Origin of the sequence: Actinomadura rubrisoli (genome assembly GCF_004349215.1) — a bacterium.
Taxonomy (GTDB): domain Bacteria; phylum Actinomycetota; class Actinomycetes; order Streptosporangiales; family Streptosporangiaceae; genus Spirillospora; species Spirillospora rubrisoli.
In genome coordinates this window covers 1-23,402 of the sequence record NZ_SMKU01000140.1, presented here as the reverse complement: position 1 = coordinate 23,402, position 23,402 = coordinate 1, and the positions used below count along the sequence as shown (strand labels likewise).

The window sequence follows — 23,402 nt, the reverse complement described above, 5'->3', positions numbered from 1 at the left end:
ACCGACTCGCTGGAGATGGCGGGAGCCCGCCGCAAGTACGGCGACGCGGCCGTCCCGGTGCGGGCGATCGGCGCGGGCGCCGACCAGCTGCTCATGCCGCCCGACCTGCCCCGCGCCTACAACGCGGCGGGCCCGGGCCGTCCGCCGGGTCCGGCATGCCCGGCTCGCCCGGCGCCAAGGCACCCGCGACGGGTGCGGCCCCGGAGGCGTGGATCCCCGGCTACGTCGCGAAGATGAGCCTGGACGAGAAGGTCGGCCAGCTGTTCGTGCCCGCCTTCTCCAGCCGCGCGGACGCCCTGTCGATCATCAAGCGGTACCACGTGGGCGGGCTGATCTACTTCCCCGGCAACATGGGCTCGCCGAGGCGGGCGGCGGCGCAGTCCAACGCGCTGCAGAAGGCGTCCAAGGTCCCGCTCCTGCTCGGGGTGGACGAGGAGCAGGGCATCGTCTCGCGCACGCCGTTCCTGACCCGGTTCCCGGGGAACATGGCGCTCGGTGCGACCAACCGTCCGGCGGACGCGCGGGCGGCGGCGCGGGTCACCGGCGCGGAGCTGCGCGCGATCGGCATCAACCAGGACTTCGCACCCGTCGCGGACGTGAACGTCAACCCGGGCAACCCGGTGATCGGCCTGCGCTCGTTCGGCGCCGACCCGTCCCGCGTCTCGGCGATGCTGACCCAGGCCATCGGCGGGTACCAGGCCGCCGGGGTCGCCGCCACGGCCAAGCACTTCCCGGGGCACGGCGACACCGCCACCGACAGCCACACCGGCCTGCCGGTGATCACGCACTCGCGTGGGACGTGGGAGCGGCTCGACGCTCCCCCGTTCAAGGCGGCCATAGCGGCGGGCGTGGACGCCGTCATGAGCGCGCACATCGTGGTGCCGAAGCTGGATCGGTCGGGCGACCCGTCCACCCTGTCCCGGACGGTCCTGACCGGGCTGCTGCGCGGCACGCTCGGCTACAAGGGCGTCATCGTCACCGACTCGCTGGAGATGGCGGGAGCCCGCCGCAAGTACGGCGACGCGGCCGTCCCGGTGCGGGCGATCGGCGCGGGCGCCGACCAGCTGCTCATGCCGCCCGACCTGCCCCGCGCCTACAACGCGGTGCGCAAGGCCGTCCGCTCCGGCAGGATCCCCGAGCGGCGGCTGGACGAGTCGGTCACGCGGATCGTCTCGCTCAAGCAGCGGCGCGGCCTGTTCGCGGGCACGCGCGTGGACCCGGCCAAGGCCGGCGGCGCGATCGGCACGCCCGCGCACCGGGCGACGGCGCGGCAGGTCGCCGAGCACGCGGTCACGCTCGTCCGCAACGATCGCGGCGTGCTGCCGCTCAAGGGCAGGAAGGTGGCCGTCACCGGCCCTGGCAGCACCGCGCTCGGCGCCGCGCTGCGCGGCCAGGGCGTGCGGATCGCGGCGCCCGGCGCGGCCGACGTGACCGTGCTGACCACCCTCAACGCCGGGTCCGCCACGGCCGCCCGGGTCCGGGCGCTCGGCCCGAAGCCGGTCGTGGTGGCCGCGCTCGGCCGCCCCTACGACCTCAACGCCGCAGCGGGCGCCGCGGGAGCGCTCGCCACCTACTCCTCCGGCGCGGTCTCGGTCGGCGCGCTGGCCAGGGTGCTGGCGGGCACGGTGCGGCCGGTGGGGCGGCTGCCCGTTCCGGCCGGCGGCAGGCCCGTCGGGTACGGGCTCGGCTACAGATAGACGCGGAGCCCCCCGGCCTGGGAAGATCGGCGCGCCTTCGCGTCCCCAGGAGGTCCCCGTGCAGGTCTCGTCTCCGGCAGCCGCGGCCCTGCCGGTCGTGCTGGTCCTGGCGTCGCTGAGCGCATGCGGCGGCAACGAGATCACGATGCCGCCGCTCACGCCGGAGCCGGTCGACTCCCGGCTGGCCGGCACCTCCGACACGCCTCCGGAGCAGAGCCTCGCGGCGCGGCTGGTGCTGTACCGGTTCCTGCACGGTGTCGCCGCCGGGAACGTCCGGGTCTGCGCCCACCTGGCGCCCGCCTTCGAGCGCGCCGCGTTCGGCGGGCCGGGCCGGTGCCGCTCCGGCCTCCGCCAGGCCCGCGCGAGGCTCCGCCCGCCGGACATCGCCGCGCTGCGCGGCGTGACCGTCCCCGTCGCCGAGGACGGTCCCGGCGACGGCGACTACACCGTCCGCTTCGAGGACCTCAAGTGGCGGGGCGAGCCGGCCCGTCCGGGCGGCCTCCTCGCCGCCCGCTTCACCCTCCGCAAGACCGGCGGGCGCTGGCTCATCACCATGTGACCGGGTTAGAGGCCCAGTGTGGCGAGGGCGGGCAGGTGGGCGCGGGCGGCCGTGCGGGCCTGCTCGGCCGAGCGGGCGGCACGGGCGGCCGCCGCGGCCTGGCGGCACTCGTCCAGCGTGTGCCGGACGAGCGCGGCCCGCACCAGCGGCAGGGACGGCGCGCTCATCGACAGCGACGTCACGCCGAGGCCGACCAGGACGCAGGCGAGCACCGGGTCGCCGGCCGCCTCGCCGCAGACGCCGCACGGGATCCCGGCGCCGGCCGCGGGCGCGACCAGGTCCAGGACGGCGGGCTGCCACGGGTCCTGGAGGTGCGCCAGCCCGCCGACCTGCCGGTCGGCCGCGCAGGCGTACTGCGTGAGGTCGTTGGTGCCGATGCTGAAGAACTCCACCTCGGACGCGAGGTCGTCCGCGCGCAGGGCGGCGGCGGGCACCTCGATCATCACGCCGGGGTGCTCGATCCCCGCCTCGCGGCACGCCGCGGCGAACCCGGCGGCCTCCGCCGCGTCCGTCACCATCGGGGCCATCACCTGCAGCTTGGCGGTCCGTCCCGCGGCGGCGCGGGCCAGCGCGCCGAGCTGGGCGGCCAGGACGTCCGGGTGGCGGCGCATCATCCGCAGCCCGCGCTCGCCGAGCGCGGGGTTGGGCTCCTCGCCGGGCGCGGGCAGGAAGGCGAGCGGCTTGTCGGCGCCGGCGTCCAGCGTCCGGACGACCACGCGGCCCTCGGGGAACGCCTCCAGGACCTCGCGGTACGCCTCCTCCTGCTCGGCGTCCGACGGCGGCGTCGAGCGGTCGAGGAAGAGGAACTCGGTGCGGTACAACCCGACGCCCTCCGCGCCCGCGGCCAGCGCGGCCTCGATGTCCTTGGGGCCGCCGATGTTGGCCAGCAGCGGGACGGCGTGGCCGTCCCGGGTCGTCCCGGGCCCCGTGGACACCTCCAGGGCCGATGCGCGGGCGGCGGACGCGGCGTGCGCTGCGGCGACCTCGTCCTCGGACGGGTCGGGCCGCACCGTCCCGGCGGTGCCGTCCACCAGGACGGGCGTCCCGTCCGCGATCCCGGTGGCACCCGGGAGGGCCACGACGGCGGGCACGCCCATCGTCCGAGCGATGATCGCGGTGTGGCTGGTGGGGCCGCCCTCCTCGGTCACGAACGCGACCACCTGGGCGGGGTCGAGCACGGCCGTGTCGGCGGGCGCCAGGTCGCGGGCGACCAGCACGAACGGCTCGTCCGAGGCGGGCACGCCCGGCATCGGCAGGCCGAGCAGCCGCGCGACCGCGCGGTCGCGGACGTCGTCGAGGTCGGTGACCCGGGCGGCGAGGTACTCCCCCGCCCCGGCGAGCATCTCCCGGTAGACGCCGAACGCCTCGAAGACGGCGCGGGCGGCGGCCGTCCCCTCCTCGATCTTGGCCTGGACGCCGTCGGCCAGGCCCGGGTCGCGGGCCATCATCGCCTGGGCGTTCAGCACGTCCTGCCCGTCCTTATTGCCGGTCTCGGCCGCGCGGGCGCCCCGGGACTCCAGGTCGGCGGCGACGGCGTCCAGCGCCGCGAGGGCCGTCTCGCGCTCGGCCGCCGCGTCGCCGCCGTGCTCGGCCCCGGCGGGCGGCTCGGGGACGGCTCCGGCGATGGTCCGCACCGGGCCGTACCCGGTCCCGGGGCTGACGCCCGCGCCCCGCAGGATCTCAGGCACCTTCGGGCTCCGGCGTCGACAGCAGGGCCTCCAGGCCGTCGAGCAGCGCGTCCGCGCCGTCCCCCTCGGCGGAGATGACGATCTCCTCCCCGTGCCGCGCGTCCAGGCCGAGCACCGCGAGGATGCTCTTGGCGTTCACGGGCGAGCCCCCGCGCTTGGCCACGGTGACCTCTCCCGGGGCCTTGGCCGCGGCCTGGACGAACAGCGCGGCCGGCCGCGCGTGCAGCCCCACCCTGGACTCGATCTTGACCTTGCGCTCGCTCACAGATTGCTCCTCATAAGGGCCGCTAGGGCCGCTACAGGCCGCGCACCCGCAACGCGGGGCCCGGCACGACGTCCACTTCCTTGAGATCGGCCACCACGTGGTCGGCCTCGGCCAGCGCCCCCACCGGCTGCGTGGTGGTGACGCCGACGCAGGTCATACCCGCGGCCTTGACGGCGGCCACACCGGCGGGGGCGTCCTCGAACGCGACCGCCCCCTCCGGCGGCACGTCCAGATCGCGCGCCGCGGCCAGGTACCCCTCCGGGTGCGGCTTGCCGGTGACGACGTCCCCGCCGGTGACGATGAGGTCCATCAGGTCGCGGACGCCCAGCCCGTCCAGCAGGCGCTCGGCGTACGGGCGGAGCCCGGAGGTCACCACGGCCAGCGGGACGCCGGCCTTCGCCAGCGCCCGGATCAGGTCGACGGCGCCGGGGACCGGGACGTCGGCCGGCATGCCGGGCAGCGTCTCGTAGGAGACGGCCTGCTCGAACAGCTCCTCGGCCGTCCGCCCGGGGAACAGGTGGGCCAGGCCGGCCAGCACATCCTGCCCCCGGCGGCCCGCGAACGAGGCGATCAGCTCGTCGTCGCAGGGGACGTCGTACGCGGCGAACAGCCGCGCCCACATGACGCGGTTGCGCGGCTCGGTATCGATCAGGGTGCCGTCGAGGTCGAACACCGCCGCCCTCAGTGCGATCAGCTCCATGTGAACAGCTCGGCCCCCTTCGTCACCTCGCCCGACTCCGCCACGTCCGACAGGGCGCCGTCGCCGGCGTCCAGCGCGACGACCGCGCAGATCGGCGAGCGGCCGCCCGCCTCGATCACGGAGGGGTTCCAGGCGATCACCGGCTGCCCGGCGGTCACCTCGTCGCCCTCGGCGGCGAGCAGCTCGAAGCCCTCGCCCTTGAGCTTGACGGTGTCGATGCCGAGGTGCACGAGCACGCCGTGCCCCTCGGCGTCCACCACGACGTACGCGTGCGGATGCAGCTTGACGATCTTCCCGGTGACCGGGGCGATCGCCCGGCCGGGGCCGCGCTCGGGGTCGACGGCGGTGCCAGGCCCGACCATGGCCTGCGCGAACACCGGGTCGGGGACGCCGGCCAGCCCGACCACCCGGCCGGTGACCGGGGACAGCACTCGGGTCATCGCGAGAGTCCCTTCCATCACTCGAGGATGTCCTCGATGTCGCTGGCGAGGGTGTCGGCCTCGGGGCCCACGACGACCTGCACGACGGTGCCGCTGCGCATGACGCCGAACGCGCCGGCGGCCTTCAGCCCCGCCTCGTCGACCTTGCCCGCGTCGGAGACCTCGGTGCGCAGCCGGGTGGCGCAGGGCTCGATCTCGACGATGTTGCCGGCGCCGCCCAGCGCGGCGACGATGGCCTCGGCCTTGTCCATGTGCTTCTCTTTCCTCGGGTCGGAGGTGACTCAGTCTGCGTGGCTCAGTCTGTTTGAGTGACCTTGTTCAGGCCGCGCGGTACGTCGGGGTCGATGCCGAGCCGTCGGGCCAGGTTCTCGACCAGGATCTGCCCGGGGACGATGAGCCCCAGCGGCGCCACCCATTCGGGCAGGCCGGGACCGGGCAGCGCGGCCGAGCACGCCTCGGCCAGCCCGGGGCCGCCGCCGACGCCGAACGCGTGGGCGCCCGCGCTCTCGACGCGGCGCGCCAGGGCGACCGTCCCGGCGAGCGTCGGGCCGGAGTCGGCGGCCACGAGCAGCGCGGGCGTCTGGGCGTCCACGACGGCGATCGGGCCGTGCAGAAGGTCGGCGTACGACAGGCCCATGGCGTGCAGGTAGCACGCCTCCTTGATCTTCAGCGCCAGCTCCAGCGCGGTGCCGAACGCGATCCCGCGGCCGGACACCACGGTGCCGGGGACCCGCGCGAGCTGCTCGACGATCTCGGGCAGCGCCGCGGACGCCTCGGTCAGCGCGATCATCCGCGCCACCTCGTCCGGGGCGCGGCGCAGGTCGTCCGCGGCGACGTCGGCGCCGAGCCCGAGCCCGAGCACCGACAGCGCGGCGAGCTGCGTGGTGTAGGTCTTGGTGGCCGGGACGGCGATCTCCGCGCCCGCGTCGGTCACCAGCGCGACCTCGGCGGCCTCGGCCAGCGGCGAGCCGGCGCCGTTGGTGACCGCGACCGTGCGGGCACCGCAGTCGGCGGCCCAGTCGAGGGTCTCGACGATCTCCTCGGTCTTGCCGGACTGGCTGATCGCCACGGCGAGCACGCCGGACAGGTCCAGCCGCCGCCGGTAGGTCGTCGCGATGGACGGCGCGGCCAGCGTCGCGAGCCGTCCGGCGTGCGACTCGACCAGGTAGCGCCCGTAGACCGCGGCGTTGTCGGACGAGCCGCGCGCGATGAACAGCACCTGCCGGGTCTCGCGGGCGAGCGCCGCGATGTCGGGCGTGCGCGGCAGCAACTCGCCGATGGTGCGGCGCAGCGCCTCCGGCTGCTCGCCGATCTCGGCGCGCATCAGACTGGTCATGATCCCCCTCCGAAGACTTCCTGCCCGTTGATCCAGGTCGCAAGCGCGCGGTGGTCCGGGCCGAGCCAGACCAGGTCGGCGGCGGCGCCGGGCGCGATGCGGCCGATGTCGGCGCGGCCGATCAGGTCGGCGGGCACGCGGGTCGCGGCGTCCACCGCCGTCACGGGGTCGATACCGATCCGGACGGCGTTGCCGACGGCGTCGTCCAGCCGCAGGCCCGAGCCGGCGAGGGTGCCGTCGGCGCGCAGCGGCGGGCCCTCCTCCGGCATCGTGATGGGCTCGCCGCCGAGCACGTAGGTGCCGGGCGGCATGCCGGCGGACGAGGCGGCGTCGGTGACGAGCACGACCCGTCCGGGCGCGGCGCGGAACACCAGCTCCGCCGCGGCGGCCGCGACGTGGTGCAGGTCGAGGATCAGCCCGGGGCTCAGCCGCGGGTCGATGAGCGCCTGCACGGCGACGCCCGGATCGCGGTGGTGCACACCGGACTGCGCGTTGAAGATGTGGGTGACCTTGCGGGCGCCCGCGTCGGCGGCGGCGGCGACCTGCGCGGCGGTGGCGTCGCTGTGGCCGACGCTGACGAGCACTCCGGCCTCGGTCAGCGTCCGGATCGCCTCCAGCGCGCCGTTCCGCTCGGGCGCGAGCGTGACGAGCTTGACCAGGCCCGTCTCCAGCAGCGCGGCGACCGCCTCGGGCGTCGGGTCGGTGAGGAAGGCGGCGTTGTGCGCGCCCTTGCGCTTCTCCGACAGGAACGGCCCCTCCAGGTGGACGCCCAGGACCTTGCTGCCGGCGGGCAGGCCCGGCAGGAGGCCGCGCGCGTGGCGCAGCGCCTCGGCCTGCGTCGCCACGGGCGCGGTGATGAAGGTGGGCAGGAACGAGGTCACGCCGGTCTCGGGGAGGCGGGACACGACGGTGCGCCAGCCCTCCTCGTCGGCGTCCACCATGTCGTAGCCGTAGAAGCCGTTCACCTGGAGGTCGACGAGGCCGGGCGCGAGCAGCCCGTCCGGGAGGTCGGCGTCGGGCGTGCCGGGCGGACGGCCCTCGCCGACCTCGGCGATCACGCCGTTCTCCGCTCGGACGAATCCCGGGGAGAGTACGCGGGTAGGACCATCGGCGGGGGTAGTGATCATCCTGTTGGCCGTGATCAGTAGTGATGCCATGAGTGCGCACTCTCCGTGACGCGTCGATCGCTGGTCGTTGCTCCCGGGGCGAACTGGTCTAGTCCGGACTAGACCAGTACGCACCATATCCCACCAATCGGAGGGAGCGAAGACGTCGGCCCGAACTCGTCCGGGATCGGGTCCATTCGGTGTCCATTCGGGGGAGGTCATCCGCTCATGAGTTCCATGGCCGCCGAGGCCGACGGCGGGCCCGGCGGCGCCCGCCGCGCCTGGTCGTCCACGTTCGCGGTGCTCCAGCGCATCGGCCGCAGCCTGATGCTCCCGATCGCCGTCCTGCCCGCGGCGGGGATCCTGCTCCGCCTCGGGCAGGACGACCTGCTCGGCGTGGACGGGCTCGGCTGGGACCGCATCGCCGAGGTCTTCGCCGCGGCGGGCGGCGCGCTGCTCGACAACCTCGCGATCCTGTTCGCCGTCGGCGTCGCCATCGGGTTCGCGAAGAAGGCCGACGGGTCCACCGGGCTCGCCGCCGTCGCGGCCTACCTCGTCTTCGACCGGGTGTCGAAGGTGATGTTCTCCCACAGCAGCGAGCTCAAGGGCACCGTCGTCGAGATGGTGCGGCAGGAGGACGGCTCCGTCAAGGAGACCATCGGGTACGGGCTGAAGAACCCCACCCAGGTCCTCGGCGGCATCGTCGTCGGGCTCATGGTCGCCCTGCTCTACCAGCGCTTCTACCGGATCAAGCTGCCGTCCTGGCTGGCCTTCTTCGGCGGCCGCCGGTTCGTCCCGATCGTCTCGGCGGGCGCGGCGCTCGTGCTCGGCGTCGTCTTCGGCCTCGTGTGGCCGACGCTCGGCGGCTGGATCGACGACTTCGGCGACTGGATCACCGGGGCGGGCGCCGCCGGGGCCGGCGTCTACGGCGTCGCGAACCGCCTGCTGCTCCCGTTCGGCCTGCACCACATCCTGAACTCGCTGATCTGGTTCGTGTTCGGCACCTACGACGGGCCGGACGGCGCCGTCCACGGCGAGATCAACCGGTACCTGGCCGGCGACCCGCACGCGGGCAGGTTCCTCGCCGGGTTCTTCCCCGTCCTGATGTTCGGCCTGCCGGGCGCGGCCCTGGCGATCTGGCGGTGCGCCGCCCCGCACCGCCGCGGCGCGGTCGGCGGCCTGATGATCTCGGCGGCGCTCACCGCGTTCGTCTGCGGGGTGACCGAGCCGATCGAGTTCTCGTTCATGTTCGTCGCGCCGCTGCTCTACGGCATCCACGTCGTGCTGACCGGCGTCTCGATGTACGTCCTCGCGGCGGCGGACGCGCAGCTCGGGTTCAGCTTCTCCGCCGGGCTGATCGACATGCTGCTGAACGCGACCAAGAGCAATACCCGGCATCTCTGGCTGGTCGTCGCGATGGGAGTGGTCTACTTCTTCCTCTACTACGCCGTCTTCACCTTTGTGATCAAGAGGTTCGACCTGCCCACCCCGGGTCGGGAGCCGGAGGAGGACATGCCGCCCGAGTCCGCGCCGGACGTGCCTCCCGAGCGGGCCACATAGGCTCCCTGACCTGCGAATTCAGTCGATCTTGAGGGCCGCTGGAGGTGACGCCGTCGTTATGCATCTGTGCATTGACATGACTTTCGTTGATGTGGTCTAGTCCGGCCTAGACCAGTACGAACCAAGCCGATCCGCTCTAATTCCTTCGAAATCCTGCGAATCCATCGAACCCATCGATCCGGACCCCGGCCATCGAGGACCCCCGTGACGAGCATCGATCCGCACAGCCCGGTACCGAAGTACTTCCAGCTCCGCGCCATCCTCCTCGATCTGATCGAGAGTGCCGAGCTGCCCGTCGACGCACCGATCCCCTCGGAGCGCGAGCTGTGCGTCCGGTACGAACTGTCGCGCATGACCGTCCGGCAGGGCGTCGACCAGCTCGTGTCGGAGGGACGGCTCTACCGCGTCCCGGGCAAGGGCACCTTCGTCGCCCGGCCCAAGATCGAGATGCCGCTGCGGCTCGTCTCGTTCACCGAGGACATGCTCAGCCGCGGCCTGCGCCCCGGCGCGATCGACCTGGACCGGCGGACCGTCCCCGCCGACGCGCGCCTGGCCCGCATCTTCGAGGTCGAGCCGGGCACCGAGATCCACATCCTCGAACGCCTCCGGACCGCCGACGGCGAGCCGATGGCCCTGGAACGATCCCACCTCCTGGCCTCGCTCGCCCCCGACCTGCTCGACCGCCGGCTCGCCGACCGCTCCCTGTACGGCGTCCTCGAAGCGGTCTACGGGCTCGTCTTCGACGCCGGCGACCAGACCATCGACGCCACCCTGGCCGACGCCGCCGACGCCAGGCACCTGCACATCCCGCGCGGCAGTGCCGTGCTGCTCCTGCAACGCCGTTCCTACACCGGAGGTGTATGCGCCGAGCTGGGCGTGTCGACCTACAGGGCGGACCGCTACCAGATCCACACGGCCCTCGGAAACCCCCCGCCGCACTCCTGAATCCCCCTGAGGAGGAACCCCCCGATGACTTCGACAACCGTGGACGCCGCCGCGCCGCGGCGAGGGTCGAGCGCCCTCGCGGTGCTCCAGCGCATCGGCCGCAGCCTCATGCTGCCGATCGCCGTCCTGCCCGCCGCCGCCCTCCTGCTCCGCTTCGGCCAGAAGGACATGCTCGGCGCGGACGGCCTCGGCTGGATCCGCGTCGCCGAGGTCGTGGGCGGCGCGGGCCAGGCCCTGTTCGACCACCTGCCCCTGCTGTTCGCGGTCGGCGTCGCGATCGGCTTCGCGAAGAAGGCCGACGGTTCCACCGCCCTCGCCGCCGTGGTCGGCTACCTGGTCTTCGACCAGGTCTCCAAGATCATGTTCTCGCACAGCGACGAGCTCAAGGGCACCGTGCTCATCACCAAGATGAAGGACGGCGCGCCCACCGAGGTCATCGACTTCGCGGTCAAGAACCCCACCGACGTCCTCGGCGGCATCCTCATCGGCGTCGTCACCGCGCTGCTCTACCAGCGCTTCTACCGGGTGAAGCTGCCCACCTACCTGGCCTTCTTCGGCGGCCGCCGGTTCGTCCCGATCATCACCGCCGTCGCCGCCCTCGGCCTCGGCGTCCTCATCGGGTTCATCTGGCCCGTCTTCGGCAACTGGCTCACCGACTTCGGCGACTGGATCACCGGCGCGGGCGCGCTCGGCGCCGGCGTCTACGGCGTCATCAACCGGCTCCTGCTGCCCTTCGGCCTGCACCACATCCCGAACTCCCTCATCTGGTTCGTGTTCGGCGACTACAAGGGCTCCGACGGCGTCGTCCACGGCGAGATCAACCGCTACCTGGCCGGCGACCCCAACGCGGGCGGCTTCCTCGCCGGGTTCTTCCCCGTCCTGATGTTCGGCCTGCCCGGCGCCGCCCTCGCCATCTGGCGCGCCGCTCCCCCGCACCGCCGCCCCGCGGTCGGCGGCATCATGATCTCCGCCGCGCTCACCGCGTTCATCACCGGCGTCACCGAGCCGATCGAGTTCGCCTTCATGTTCGTCGCGCCCGTCCTGTACGCGGTGCACGTCGTCCTGACGGGCATCTCGATGGCGCTCCTGGAGGCCGCCGGCGCCCAGCTCGGCTTCGGCTTCTCCGCGGGCGGCATCGACATGCTGCTGAACGCCTCCAAGGACAACACCAAGGAGCTGTGGCTCATCGTCGGCCTCGGCATCGTCTACTTCTTCGTCTACTACTTCGTCTTCAAATTCCTGATCGTGAAGTTCGACTTCGCGACCCCGGGACGCGAACCCGAGGGCGAGGAATCCGTCGCCGCCGACCCGGACTCCAACCCGGAGCTGGCGGGCGGAGACAAGCCGAAGAGGGGCCGCAAGGGCGCCGCCGAAACCCAGGAAACCCCGGCCGGCGGCTGACCCTCCCCTGAGGTCCGCCCACGTTCCACCCGAGTCCCGGGGCCTCCCTGATCCCTCCCCGGGACCCACCCGCGGCGGCGGGGCGCCCAGCGCCCCGCCGCCGCCCCATGCCCGGGCGCCTCCGGCGGGTGTCGCCGAGGGTGTCCGTATGTGGTCAGGGATGTACTTTCGCCGGCTCCCAAGCCTCTTTGTTGCGACTCGAACCAAGGAGGCCCCATGAGCCGACGACCTGCACCTTCGCCTGCCGTCCGGATCGTCCGATACAGCCCTAAGTCTGCCGATGAGCCGTCCCGGGGAATCCGGCCCGTGCCATCGCGCGGGGCGCGCGGCGCCTCTGCCGGTTGGACGGACGGCGCGCTGGCACTCGGACGTGTTCCGGTGCCCGCGGCGCCCGCGCGGACGCCGAGCCCACTGCGGCTCGTCCGGCCCGGGGAGACCGTTGAGACGGAGTTGTCGGCCCGCGCCGAGGCCACCGTCCGGCTCGTCGTCGAGGTGCTCACGGGGGCGCGGGCCGCGCATCAGCTGTCGCAGCTGGCCGTACCGGCGGTGTGCCGGGAGCTGGGACGGCGGCGCCCGGGACCGGTGTCACCTGGACGCGTCGCCCCGCCGCAGGTGGTGGCGAGCTGGCTCCAGCGGCCCGCGCCGGGAGCCGCCGAGGCGGGCGCCGTCGTGATCGTGGACGGACGGGCCCACGCGGTCGCCTTGCGATTCGAGCAACTGCGGGGCCAGTGGCGCTGCACCGCCCTGGAGACCACGGCCTCGTGACGCGGAAGCGGCCCCCCGGAGCTCCGGGGGGCCGCTTCCGCGTGGAGCCTTACTTGTTGCGCGGGTCTCCGTGGCAGCGCTTGAACTTCTTGCCCGAGCCGCAGGGGCACGGGTCGTTGCGGTTCGCGCCCGCGTACGGGTCGTCGTTCTCCTCGCTGTGGTGCTCGACGCCGCCCTCACCGTCGATGGTCGGGGCGGAGTACTCCAGCTTCTTCGGACGCTGGGGCTTGTCGAGGCCCTTGGCCTTGATCGCCGGGGCCTCGTCGGCCGGCTCCTCGTCCTCGGGCGTGTCGACGGCGTCCTCGGCGGCCGCCTCCTCGGTGTCGGTCGCGGGGGCCGTCTTGGCGACCGAGACGGGCTTGGCGCCGACCGCCGGGGCCTCCGGCTGCTCCTCGACCTCGACTTCGAGGTTGAACAGGTAGCCGACCGACTCCTCCTTGATGCCGTCCAGCATCGCGTTGAACATGTCGTAGCCCTCGCGCTGGTACTCCACCAGCGGGTCGCGCTGCGCCATGGCCCGCAGGCCGATGCCCTCCTGGAGGTAGTCCATCTCGTAGAGGTGCTCGCGCCACTTGCGGTCCAGGACCGACAGGACGACGCGGCGCTCCAGCTCGCGCATGACCTCCGCGCCGAGTTCCTCCTCGCGCTTGTCGTAGGAGGCCTGGGCGTCCTCGCGGATGCGCGTGGCGAGCGTCTCGGCGTCCAGGCCGGAGATGTCGCCGCCGCCCTCCTCCTCGACCAGCTCGTCCACCGTGAGGGAGATCGGGTAGAGCTGCTTGAACGCCTTCCAGAGCTTGTCGAGGTCCCAGTCCTCGGCGAAGCCCTCGCCGGTGGCGCCCGCGACGTAGCCGTGGACGACCTCGTCGATCATCCGGCGGACCTGCTCGTGCAGGTCCTCGCCTTCGAGCACCTTGCGGCGCTCGGCGTAGATGACCTTGCGCTGCCGGTTGAGGACCTCGTCGTACTTCAAGACGTTCTTGCGCATCTCGAAGTTCTGCTGCTCGACCTGGCTCTGCGCCGACCTGATCGCATTGGAGACGATCTTGGACTCGATCGGCACGTCGTCCGGGATGTTCAGCCGGGTCATGATCGACTCGACGCGGGCGCTGTTGAACAGCCGCATCAGGTCGTCCTCAAGGGAGAGGTAGAACCGCGACTCGCCCGGGTCGCCCTGGCGGCCGGACCGTCCGCGCAGCTGGTTGTCGATGCGCCGCGACTCGTGCCGCTCGGTGGCGAGGACGTAGAGCCCGCCGGCCTCGACGACCTCCTCGTGCTCGCCCTTGACGGCCTCCTTGGCCTTGTCGAGCGCCTCGGGCCAGGCGGCCTCGTACTCGTCGGGCGTCTCCAGCGGGTTCAACCCGCGCTGGTGCAGCTCCAGGTCGGCGCGGAAGTCGGGGTTGCCGCCGAGCATGATGTCGGTGCCGCGTCCCGCCATGTTCGTCGCGACGGTGACGCCGCCCTTGCGGCCCGCCTCGGCGACGATCGCCGACTCCTGCTCGTGGTGCTTGGCGTTCAGCACCTGGTGCGGGATGCCGCGCCGCTTGAGCATCTTGCTCAGCCGCTCCGACTTCTCCACGGACGTGGTGCCGACCAGGACGGGCTGGCCCTTCTCGTGCCGCTCGGCGATGTCGTCGACGACCGCCTCGAACTTCGCCTGCTCGGTCTTGTAGACCACGTCCGCGACGTCGTCGCGGATCATCGGCTTGTTCGTCGGGATCGGGACGACGCCGATCTTGTAGGTCTTGTTGAACTCCGCGGCCTCGGTGTCGGCCGTGCCGGTCATCCCGGACAGCTTGCCGTAGAGGCGGAAGTAGTTCTGCAGGGTGATCGTGGCGAGCGTCTGGTTCTCGTCCTTGATCGCCACGCCCTCCTTGGCCTCGATGGCCTGGTGCATGCCCTCGTTGTAGCGGCGGCCATGGAGGATGCGGCCGGTGAACTCGTCCACGATCAGGACCTCGCCGTTCATGACGACGTAGTCCTTGTCGCGCTTGTAGAGCTCCTTGGCCTTCAGCGCGTTGTTGAGGAAGCTCACCAGCGGCGTGTTGACCGAGTCGTAGAGGTTGTCGATGCCGAGCCAGTCCTCGACCTTCTCCACGCCGGCCTCGGTGATGCCGACCGTGCGCTTCTTCTCGTTGACCTCGTAGTCGCCGGGGCCGTACTCGTCGACCTGCCCGGCGGTGCTGATCAGCTCCGCCCGCTTCAGCCGCGGGACGATCTTGGCGAACTCCGAGTACCACTTGGAGTTCTGCTCGGCCGGACCCGAGATGATCAGCGGCGTCCTGGCCTCGTCGATCAGGATCGAGTCGACCTCGTCCACGATCGCGTAGTTGTGGCCGCGCTGGACGCACTCCTCCAGGCTCCACGCCATGTTGTCGCGCAGGTAGTCGAACCCGAACTCGTTGTTCGTGCCGTAGGTGATGTCGGCGTTGTAGGCCGCTCGGCGCTCGTCCGGGGTCATCTGCGGGAGGATGACGCCGACCTCAAGGCCGAGGAACTGGTGAACGCGGCCCATCCACTCGGCGTCGCGCTTGGCCAGGTAGTCGTTCACCGTGACCACGTGCACGCCCTCGCCGGTGAGCGCGTTCAGGTACGCCGGAAGGACACAGGTCAGCGTCTTGCCCTCGCCGGTCTTCATCTCGGCGATGTTGCCGAGGTGAAGCGCGGCGCCGCCCATGACCTGCACGTCGTAGTGCCGCTGGCCGAGGACGCGCTTGGCGGCCTCGCGCGCGGTGGCGAACGCTTCGGGGAGCAGCTCGTCCAGGGACTCGCCGTCGGCGATGCGCTCCCGGTACTTGTCGGTCAGCTCGCGCAAGTCGGCGTCGCTCATCTCGAGGAAGTCGTCCTCGATCGAGCTGACCTGATCCGCGAGCTTCTTGAGCTTGCGCAGAGTTTTTCCTTCGCCCGCACGAAGGATCTTATCGATGACTGGCGGCACTCTCGGAGGCTCCTTGCAGATCGTGGTTCACCGCTCCTGGCGGCGCGCACACCACACGTACGATGCCCATCGTAGGCGAGACCCAGAATGGTCTAGGTCACTCCGCAGCGCAATCCACAGCGCGCTCCGTTTGACCCGGCGGGTCCCGGAGAAGATCTCTGACAGCTTAGGAGGGAGGCGCGATGTCCGAAGAGTCGCACGGTTCGCACGCCGGCCGGCCGAGTTCGTGGGTCGCCGTCACGATCATCTTCATCGGCTTCGTCGTCGGCGGCGTCGCCGTCTGCCTGGGCCCGGCCTGGGTGATGTTCTGGGCCGGCGTCGCCATCATCGTCGTCGGCATGATCGTCAGCGGCCTGGTCCACCTGTTCTCCGACGTCGTCGTGGACGCGCCGAGGGTCATCCCCGAGATCGTCGACTACTCCCTGTTCGGCTCGCGGACCGACAAGCGCCGCGGCGGCAAGCAGGGCGAGGCTCTGGACCGTCCCGTCGCGACGGACCCCCAGCAGACCCCCCACGGCTGACCCTCAGCCCCCGCTTCGGGCCCCTCGTCTTGATTCTTTAGGCCCCTTGTCGGCGCGCCACAACCGCTGGTTTCGGTCGGCCGCAGGAGGACTTCTGGGTCAGCCGGTGGCGCCGTCCCGCAGGGCCGCCGCGATGAGAGCCGGATCGATCCCGTCCGGGACGACCCGCTCCACCCGGACGTCGTCGCAGCCCACCCACCCGGCGGCGCGCCACAGGGCCGTGCTCAGCGCCGCCACGGACGACTCGGCCCGCGCGGCGGTCCGGACGGCCCACGGCTCGAACGTCACCTGCCGCGCGATCAGCGTGCGCCCCTCCCGAGCCGGGTCAACGCGTCCGATCAACCGTCCGCCCGCCAGCAGGGGCATCGCGAAGTACCCGTGTACCCGCTTGGCCTTGGGCACGTATGCCTCCAGCCGGTGGTCGAACCCGAACACCCGCGACGCGCGCGCCCGGTCCCACACGAGCGAGTCGAACGGCGACAGCAGCGTGGTGCTGTGCCTGCCCTTCGGCGGCACGTCCAGCGCCCCCGGATCGGCCCATGCCGGCTGCTCCCACCCCGCCACCTTGGCCGGAACCAGGCCCGTCGCGCCGATCACCCGGTCGACCTGATCCTTCTTGACCCGGTAGTAGTCGGCGAGATCCGCCCGGGTGGCCACGCCGAGGGCCTGCCCGGCCCGTGCGACGAGCGCCGTCAGGCAGGCGTCGTCGTCCGGCTCCTGGGAGAGCAACTCCTGCGGGACGGCCCGTTCGGCCAGGTCGTACACGCGCCGCCAGCCCACCCGCTCCACGCAGACGACCTCACCGACATCCAGCAGCCACTCGATCCCGATCTTGTGGTCGCTCCAGTCCCACCAGTCGGCGCTGGCCTTGGCACCGCCCAGCTCCTTGGTGGTCAGCGGACCGTCCGCCCGCAGCCTGGCGCGGATCTCATCGCACACCCCTTCGGGCACTTTGTGCCAACGCCACCCCCTCTGGAGGTACGCACGGCGACGAAATGCGAACAACGGCCAATCGGCCATCGGAATCACCGAGGCCGCATGCGCCCAGTACTCGAACGCCCCATACGTCCCGTTGCCCCAGTAGGCCCTCTGGATCGCCCCCCGCCCGACGGCCCCGAGCCGGGCGTAGGGCACCAGCTCATGGGAACGCGCCAGAACCGAGATCGTATCGAGCTGAACGGCGCCGAGCCGCCCCAGCATGGCCGGCACCCCACCCTTAGGCCGCGCCCCCAAAAACCCCTGCGCACGCAACTGAAGCCGCCGTGCCTCATCCGCGCCGATCTCCACCTCATCCACGCGGCGATGCTAAGCCACAACACCGACAAAAACGGAACACCGGTCGCCCGCCCCGCACATACCTACGCCCAGTTCCGTTACGGTCCTGCGAAGATCGATGCTGCTGTTAGGAGGCGGCGGGCCAGGGCTGTGTCGCCGCCGAATTCGGCTTGGACCTCGGTGGGCTTGATGCGGTCGGCGGCGAGTAGGCAGAAGTCCATGGTGTCGAGTGCGAGAGTCACGGTGGGCGTTGGCGGGGCTTGGGGACCGAGGGGGAGGTCCCAGGTGCCGCCTCCAGGGCCGCTCAGATCGATGTGGAGGCTGTCGCCGTCCGCGGGGCGTCCTTCGTACAGCTCCAGCGCTGCTGGGAGCGCACGGACGCCCAGGCTCGCGATGGTGTGCAAGTGGTCGGGCAGGGGTGAGGGCAGCGAGCGGCCGGTCGCCGAGGCGATGTCGCGGGCGTGGATCCAGGTCTCGAATGCACGGGCCACGGCAGCGTGCTTCAGGCGCAGCGGATAGCGGAGGTTCACCACCTGCGTGTCCTCACGCTTGTCTTCGCCCAAGCGCACGCACAAGGTTTCCGCTTGGTCGCGCCAAGCCGTCCGTGTCTCGGAGGGCTTCCTGCGCCGCTCGCGTGCGATTTCGAGGGCCGTCCGGGCGTCTACGTCCAGGTCCTGGGCGCCGGCCTCTAGCTGCTGGAGCAGAAGGGCATCCGTGGCGGACAGGTGCGCCAGGACGTCCTGAACGTTCCAGTCGTAGATGACGGTGGTCGACCAGTCGCACATAGGCAACTCGGCTAGGAGGCCGTCCAGCATGGATACCAGGGCCGCGTAAGGCGCCGCGTAGTACGGGACGGAGGGTGCTGCGGGGCGACGGGCGCGTGCGCTGGTGAGAGTCCGTTCCCGGAGGGAGGAACGCGGCGTGGTCCCTCCTAGCAGGTCTGCGACGCCACCGAGCAGGAGCGATTCCTCCATGCAGTCGGAGCAATGGGCGAGGTGGTCCATGACCAGTTGCGTCTCCTCGTCCGAACAGGCACCCAGCGCCCAGGCACCGAGCAGCGACGCGACGTGCTCGTGCACCGGCCTCATGGTGTGATCCCCTCTTCGGCCAGAGTGTCGGCGATGCGGCGCAGAGCGGTCCTGATGCGCGACTTCGCCGTGCCCTCCGCCAGCCCCAGGTCGGCCGCTACCTGACGGTACGTGCGCTCCTTGAAATAGGCCAGCACGATCACTTCCCGCTGCACCCCGGGCAACGCGGCGACCGCCCGCCGGACGTGCCCGGTGACCTCCGCGTGCGTCACCGCGTCGTCGGGGGGCTCCACCACGTCGGGCTCGTGGGCCCGCTCAGGCAGCCGCCTTCGGCGTTCCTCCCGCCGGACCACCTCCACGGCCCTCCGGTGCGCGAGCACGCCGAGGAACGAGCGCATCGTCCCGCGCGCTGGGTCGAACGCCAGAGGACGCTCCCAGACGAACCCGAAGACCTCTTGGGTGACGTCCTCGGCGGCCTCTCGGCTCCGCGTGATCCGCAGCGCCAGCCCGTACACCAGCGATGCGTACGCCCCGTACAGCTCGTCCAGGACCGTCTCGTCACCTGCGGCGAGCCGCTGCGCCCACACTTGCTCTTCGCGCTCGCTGGGCCGCCCGCGCCGGGGACGGCCTTCTAGCGCCGGCTCCTCACCCGGTTGCGGCTCTCGGTCGTCCTGAGAAGGAGGCTCCTGGGTCGGATCGGCGTCCTCGGACGGTTTGGGCCGTGCCGGTGCTCCGGTCAAGCGCACCGAGTTCTTGGCTCGCGCCACTGACGAACAACTCCTGCCGTCCCGCCCACTTCGCGGCGGACCGCCGGTTCTCGCGGGACGCGCTCAGGGCCGGCGGGCCGGAGGCGGGCGGGGGACGGCCTCATCCCTGCTTCGTATGAGGGGATGTGCCGGATGAAGATCGTCAAGTGATCTCCAAGAGCTTCTCCCGCACCGCGTAGACGACCGCCTCCATCCGGGAGTGGAGCTGGAGTTTCTCCAGGATGTTGCGGACGTGGTTCTTCACCGTGTTCTCCGAGATGAACAGCTCCCGCGCGATCTCGCGGTTGCCGAGGCCGCGCGCGACGAGCCGGAGCACCTCCATCTCGCGCTCGGTCAGCCGGGGCGCGGGGACCTGCTGGGTGCGCTCCTCGCTACGCTTGGCCAGCGCGGCGAACTCGGTGATCAGCTTGGACGCCATCGACGGGCTGATCAGGGACTGCCCGCCGTAGACGGCGCGGACGGCCTGCGGGACCTCGTCGATGGAGATCTCCTTCAGCAGGTAGCCGCTGGCCCCCGCCTTGATCGCCTCGAAGAGATCCTCCTCCTCGTCGCTGATGGTCAGCATGACGATCTTGGCGCTGGGCGCGGCGTCCTTGATGGCCGTGCAGGCCTCGATGCCGCTGCGGCGGGGCATCCTGATGTCCATCAGCACGACGTCGGGCAGCAGGTCGCCCGCCATCTCGACCGCCTCGTGGCCGTCGCCGCCCTCGCCGATGACCTCGATGTCGTCCTCGCCCTGAAGGACCATCTCCAGACCCCGGCGGAACAGCGCGTGGTCGTCGACGATGAGCACGCGGATCGGATCGGCCGCTCCGGCCGGGTCCGCCGCCTCCCGTCCTGCGGAGGTCGCACCGGCGCCGGCCTGACGGGGTACGGCCGCGGCGCCGCGAGCCTCGGGATTCTCGCTCACCTGAGTCGCGGCGTGGAGGAGACGCCGCTTCCCCCCTTCACTGTCGGTGCTCTGGGTTTACCGGAGGGTTCGGTACCGGGGTCGCCCCCGGGTCATGCGGTTCCCAGATCGTCCCCGAAGGAACTCGCCGGGATCCGAGGTCGCCCTCGGACCGATCTAACAGCACCCGAGTCTCCCCGGGATCTCGCCGTTCCCAAGGTCGCCCCTGGGATCGCCATTCCCGTACCCGGGTCGCCCCGGATCCTGCCGGTTCCGGGTAGGCCCCGGTACCGGATCTTGCCGTTGTGCCGCACCGGGTCACCCCGGAACCTTGCCGGTTCCGATTCGCCCCGGCGCCGGTCGTGTCGTTCCGGGGGGTCCCGGAACTTGCGGGTCCCGAGTCGCCCAAGAGCGGGCTTGCGGTTCCCGACTCGTTCCCGGGATCTTGCGAGGTCCAGTTCGCGAACGGACCACCGATCCCAGGATCGCTCCCCGGTCGGCCTTGCGCTACCCAGGTCGCCCTGGGACTTGACCGGTTCCGAGTTCACCCGGGGACGGCCTTCCGGGGTTGAGGTCGGCCTTGCGGGGTCCTGTTCGTCCCATGGGGTTCATGAGGCTCAGGATGCGTCTCTGCGGCGGCTTGGCTGTTCCCGGCCCGCCACAGGTCTTGTTGGGGTTCGGGGACGGCCGGGACCTTGCGCTGGGCGGGGACGCCCTCGGTGCGTGGGCCACATGCCTTAGTTCGGAAGCCTTGCGGAAACCGGCTCGCCCTTGGACGGGCCGGCCGGGGTCCGGGTTCACCTCCGGGGTCTTGCCGGGTACGGAATCGCCCGGAAACCGCGTCCAGTGGCGCCTCGGGTGATTCATATGGAGTCCGGGTCGTCCTTGGGCGGGCTTGCGGGGGCGAGGAGAGTCCCCGGAATCTTCGGGTCCAGGATCTCCTCCTTGGTCAACTACTACGGGTCCCCGGAAGGTTCCCGGGATGGAAGTGCCAAAATCCCGAGGGGCACCCGGGATGAGGCGCGGGACCCGGAGCCGGCTCCGGGCGGGCACCGACGCGGAGCGGAGGCCGGAGACGCGGCACAGCCGGCCGAGCTGTCGCAGGCTCGACCCGTGCCCGCTCGCCCCGGACCACCGCGTCCGCGGATCGGCTGATACGCCTTTTCAGATCATTACACGTTCCGGGCGGTGACGTGACGCAAGTGTGGCATCACTCTTCGACGAGCCTGAGCACGCCGTAGTCCCAGCCTCTCCTCCGGTAGACGACCGAGGGGTGGCCCGTGGCCTTGTCGCGGTACAGAAAGAAGTCGTGCCCTACGAGCTCCATCTCAAGAAGGGCCTGCTCAATGCCCATGGCCTCGGCCTTGTGGAACTTCTCGCGGACGACGATGGGGCCGTCGCCCTCCATGGGGATCGGGACGATGTGCTCGTCCGCGCGGGTCTCGCGATCGGCGGGTTCGTGTGCGTACTCGTCCTCGACGACGGTCGCCGTCCGCGGTGCCTTCTGGGGTTCGGGCGGCGGTTCAGGGAGCGGTTCCATCGCGGCGATCTTCGCGCGGGTCTTGCCGCCATGGGCCTTGCGCCGGTCGCCGTCGCGGCGCAGTCGCGATTCGAGCTTGTCCAGCGCCAGGTCGAGGGCGCCGTAGCGGTCGTCGGCCGCGGCCTCGGCCCGGATCACCGGGCCACGGGAGCGGATCGTGAGCTCCACTCGTTCGCGCTGGTCGGCGAGCCGTGGGTTGCGTTCCTCGGACACCTCCACATCCACGCGCATGACCTTGCTGTCGAGCCGTTCGATCTTGGCCAGCTTGTTGTCGACGTGCCGACGGAACCTGTCGTTGACCTCGGTGTGCCGGCCTCTCACGATGATGTCCACGCGGACCCCCCTTCTCCCGGTTGCGATTTCTCGCCCTGCCCGGGGCTCCTGTCGTCCCCGGACGGGCACCACAGCACGGTGGGTCGCACCCGCCCGGCCGACCTGGTCTTCGTCCCCACATCCGCCTGCTGAGGGGCTCGCGGCGCTTTCGCCACTACTGCCCTTCTCCCGGTTCGAAGGATGTCGGATCCCTCGACGGGGCAGGACTTACCTCTAAGGCGCACCGTGATCGGTCGACGAGAAGTCGCCTTACGTGGGCCGTTTCGCCTGCGCCTGGCATCGGCTAGCCGGATCGTCTTCCGCGCTCCTGACGAGCACTGCGATCCAACGCAACCACGGACCCGGGCGGGTGCCATGTCAGGAACGCTAACCCCTTACGCCACGAATGTCAGGGGGGTGGACGGAGGAAAAACTCACGGACCGTCATCGATCGTCGCCGCAGCGGGGTCCCGAGCCCCCTCCACGACGTCCATCACAAGCCGTGAATCCCTGCACCCACGGGGGTTGCGCCGACGAGTCACTCACCGGTCAGGCCGTTCTGACCGGCGGGTGAGTTTGAGCAAATCTCTACTCCTCTCATGACGTGGTGTGACCCCGATTACGCCCGCCTCGCGACGCCGCCTGCGCGATGCCACATCCCCACCGACCGCCGCGCGGCAGCGCCTCCGCTCTACGCGGCCTGTACGGCGTGGCCCGCGCGGCGCGGCCCATGCGGCGTGACCTGCGCGGCGTGACCCATGCGGCGTGACCTGCGCGGCGTGACCCGCGCGGCGTGACCCGCGCGGCGTGACCCGCGGGGCGTGACCCGCGGGGCGTGACCCGCGCGGCGTGGCCTGTGCGGCGTGGCCTGTGCGGCGTGGCCTGTGCGGCGTGACCCGCGCGGCGTGACCCGCGCGGCGTGACCCGCGCGGCGTGACCCGCGCGGCGTGGCCTGTGCGGCGTGGCCTGTGCGGCGTGGCCTGTGCGGCGTGGCCTATGGGGCGGGTATCACCTGCGCAGCGCTGCCTCGTCTGGCGCCGCTCCGCGTTATCAGGTGCTCAGTGGGGTTTCCTTAGTGGGGTCGCTGCGATCGTGGCTGCGGCGACCACCTCGGCGCCGGCGGCTCGGAGGGCCCGTGTCGCTTCGGTCAGCGAGGCGCCGGTGGTGATCACGTCGTCCACCAGCACGGCCTGCCGGCCCGCGATGTGCGTTCGCGGATCGACTTCGAGCGCGTGGGCCAGGTTCGCCGCGCGCTCCCTTGCCGTGAGGCCGGCCTGGTCGGCCACCTGTCGCCGCTGGCGTAACGCGTCCGCTCCAACTACGACCGCACCATCGGCTCGCAGCAGCCGCACAGCGACCTCCATCGCCGCCCGCATCGGGTCGTGCCCCCGCCGCCGTACGGCTCCCGGCGCCGACGGGACGCGCACCACCAGCACATCCTGACGCGGCGGGCTCCGCCCCACTGGACGCCTATCCCAGGCTGCCGTGCGTGCTCTCAGGGCCGCTTGCAAGGCCCGCGCCAGTGCCGCTCCAAGGGGGTCGGCCAGAGCGGTCCGTCCGCGTTCCTTGTAGGCGGACAGGATCGTCCGGACGGTCCCCTCGTAGGCAGCAACCGTCCACGCGACGGGGGGTGAGTTTGAGGTGCGGGCGGTTGTTGGGGGGTGGATCTGGTG

The 23,402-nt window shown here is 71.7% G+C and carries 21 protein-coding genes; 7 read left to right on the top strand and 14 right to left on the bottom strand.

Going from position 1 to position 23,402, the window contains the following annotated elements; all coding sequences use genetic code 11:
- Positions 1–155 precede the first annotated feature (155 nt).
- Both E1298_RS24480 and E1298_RS24475 read left to right on the top strand, forming a co-directional pair.
- Positions 156–1,697 (top strand): glycoside hydrolase family 3 protein, encoded by a 1,542-nt coding sequence (locus tag E1298_RS24480; RefSeq protein ID WP_131897124.1) that lies wholly within the window; start codon positions 156–158, stop codon positions 1,695–1,697.
- A 58-nt stretch (positions 1,698–1,755) separates the two neighbouring features.
- On the top strand, positions 1,756–2,256 hold the full coding sequence (locus tag E1298_RS24475; RefSeq protein WP_131897122.1) for a hypothetical protein: 501 nt from the start codon (positions 1,756–1,758) through the stop codon (positions 2,254–2,256).
- 5 nt (positions 2,257–2,261) lie between these two features.
- Here E1298_RS24475 and ptsP read toward each other — a convergent pair whose 3' ends face one another.
- From ptsP to nagA, 7 genes are read right to left on the bottom strand one after another with little or no spacing between them, the layout of a single operon-like run.
- Positions 2,262–3,944, bottom strand: coding sequence for a phosphoenolpyruvate--protein phosphotransferase (gene ptsP, locus E1298_RS24470; protein ID WP_131897120.1), 1,683 nt, complete (start codon positions 3,942–3,944; stop codon positions 2,262–2,264).
- Positions 3,937–4,209 (bottom strand): HPr family phosphocarrier protein, encoded by a 273-nt coding sequence (locus tag E1298_RS24465; RefSeq protein ID WP_131897118.1) that lies wholly within the window; start codon positions 4,207–4,209, stop codon positions 3,937–3,939. Before E1298_RS24465 ends, ptsP begins: the two co-directional genes overlap by 8 nt.
- A gap of 31 nt (positions 4,210–4,240) precedes the next feature.
- Complete coding sequence (locus tag E1298_RS24460; protein WP_131897116.1) at positions 4,241–4,909, bottom strand: HAD family hydrolase; 669 nt, start codon at positions 4,907–4,909, stop codon at positions 4,241–4,243.
- On the bottom strand, positions 4,900–5,349 hold the full coding sequence (locus E1298_RS24455) for a PTS sugar transporter subunit IIA (protein WP_131897130.1): 450 nt from the start codon (positions 5,347–5,349) through the stop codon (positions 4,900–4,902). Before E1298_RS24455 ends, E1298_RS24460 begins: the two co-directional genes overlap by 10 nt.
- 17 nt (positions 5,350–5,366) lie before the next feature.
- Positions 5,367–5,600, bottom strand: a complete 234-nt coding sequence (locus E1298_RS24450) for a PTS sugar transporter subunit IIB (protein WP_131897114.1) — start codon at positions 5,598–5,600, stop codon at positions 5,367–5,369.
- Between the two features lie 44 nt (positions 5,601–5,644).
- Positions 5,645–6,685 carry an SIS domain-containing protein gene (locus E1298_RS24445; RefSeq protein WP_131897112.1) on the bottom strand — a complete coding sequence of 347 codons (1,041 nt, stop codon included), beginning with the start codon at positions 6,683–6,685 and terminating at the stop codon, positions 5,645–5,647.
- Positions 6,682–7,812 (bottom strand): N-acetylglucosamine-6-phosphate deacetylase, encoded by a 1,131-nt coding sequence (gene nagA, locus E1298_RS24440; RefSeq protein ID WP_279499130.1) that lies wholly within the window; start codon positions 7,810–7,812, stop codon positions 6,682–6,684. The genes E1298_RS24445 and nagA overlap by 4 nt, the downstream gene beginning before the upstream one ends.
- Positions 7,813–8,019: 207 nt before the next feature.
- On the opposite strand from nagA, the gene E1298_RS24435 reads away from it, so the two are divergent.
- The 4 genes from E1298_RS24435 (at position 8,020) to E1298_RS24420 (ending at position 12,462) form a co-directional block, all read left to right on the top strand.
- The gene (locus E1298_RS24435) at positions 8,020–9,351 is read left to right on the top strand and encodes a PTS transporter subunit EIIC (protein ID WP_131897108.1); all 1,332 of its coding nucleotides are present in this window, start codon (positions 8,020–8,022) and stop codon (positions 9,349–9,351) included.
- A 204-nt stretch (positions 9,352–9,555) separates the two neighbouring features.
- Positions 9,556–10,296, top strand: coding sequence for a GntR family transcriptional regulator (locus E1298_RS24430; RefSeq protein WP_131897106.1), 741 nt, complete (start codon positions 9,556–9,558; stop codon positions 10,294–10,296).
- Between the two features lie 24 nt (positions 10,297–10,320).
- Complete coding sequence (locus E1298_RS24425) at positions 10,321–11,697, top strand: PTS transporter subunit EIIC (protein WP_131897104.1); 1,377 nt, start codon at positions 10,321–10,323, stop codon at positions 11,695–11,697.
- A 378-nt stretch (positions 11,698–12,075) separates the two neighbouring features.
- On the top strand, positions 12,076–12,462 hold the full coding sequence (locus E1298_RS24420) for an Rv3235 family protein (protein WP_131897102.1): 387 nt from the start codon (positions 12,076–12,078) through the stop codon (positions 12,460–12,462).
- A gap of 49 nt (positions 12,463–12,511) precedes the next feature.
- Here the strand turns inward: E1298_RS24420 and secA are convergent, their stop codons facing one another.
- Complete coding sequence (gene secA / locus E1298_RS24415; protein WP_131897100.1) at positions 12,512–15,397, bottom strand: preprotein translocase subunit SecA; 2,886 nt, start codon at positions 15,395–15,397, stop codon at positions 12,512–12,514.
- Between the two features lie 182 nt (positions 15,398–15,579).
- Between secA and E1298_RS24410 the strand changes: the two genes are divergently transcribed.
- Entirely contained in the window at positions 15,580–15,918 is a 339-nt protein-coding gene (locus E1298_RS24410; RefSeq protein ID WP_131897098.1) for an HGxxPAAW family protein, read from the top strand.
- 99 nt (positions 15,919–16,017) lie between these two features.
- On the opposite strand, the gene E1298_RS24405 is transcribed toward E1298_RS24410, so the two are convergent.
- From E1298_RS24405 to E1298_RS24380, 6 genes are all read right to left on the bottom strand, one after another.
- On the bottom strand, positions 16,018–17,118 hold the full coding sequence (locus tag E1298_RS24405; RefSeq protein WP_131897128.1) for a winged helix-turn-helix domain-containing protein: 1,101 nt from the start codon (positions 17,116–17,118) through the stop codon (positions 16,018–16,020).
- A gap of 173 nt (positions 17,119–17,291) precedes the next feature.
- On the bottom strand, positions 17,292–18,281 hold the full coding sequence (locus E1298_RS24400; RefSeq protein ID WP_131897126.1) for a maleylpyruvate isomerase family mycothiol-dependent enzyme: 990 nt from the start codon (positions 18,279–18,281) through the stop codon (positions 17,292–17,294).
- Positions 18,278–18,808, bottom strand: coding sequence for a sigma-70 family RNA polymerase sigma factor (locus tag E1298_RS24395; protein WP_131897096.1), 531 nt, complete (start codon positions 18,806–18,808; stop codon positions 18,278–18,280). The genes E1298_RS24400 and E1298_RS24395 overlap by 4 nt, the downstream gene beginning before the upstream one ends.
- Positions 18,809–19,130: 322 nt before the next feature.
- Positions 19,131–19,898, bottom strand: a complete 768-nt coding sequence (locus tag E1298_RS24390; RefSeq protein WP_131897094.1) for a response regulator — start codon at positions 19,896–19,898, stop codon at positions 19,131–19,133.
- Between the two features lie 1,189 nt (positions 19,899–21,087).
- On the bottom strand, positions 21,088–21,750 hold the full coding sequence (gene hpf, locus E1298_RS24385) for a ribosome hibernation-promoting factor, HPF/YfiA family (protein ID WP_131897092.1): 663 nt from the start codon (positions 21,748–21,750) through the stop codon (positions 21,088–21,090).
- Positions 21,751–22,787: 1,037 nt separating this feature from the next.
- A complete protein-coding gene (locus E1298_RS24380; protein WP_131897090.1) occupies positions 22,788–23,159 on the bottom strand; it encodes a ComF family protein in 372 nt (123 codons plus the stop codon).
- Positions 23,160–23,402 lie beyond the last annotated feature (243 nt).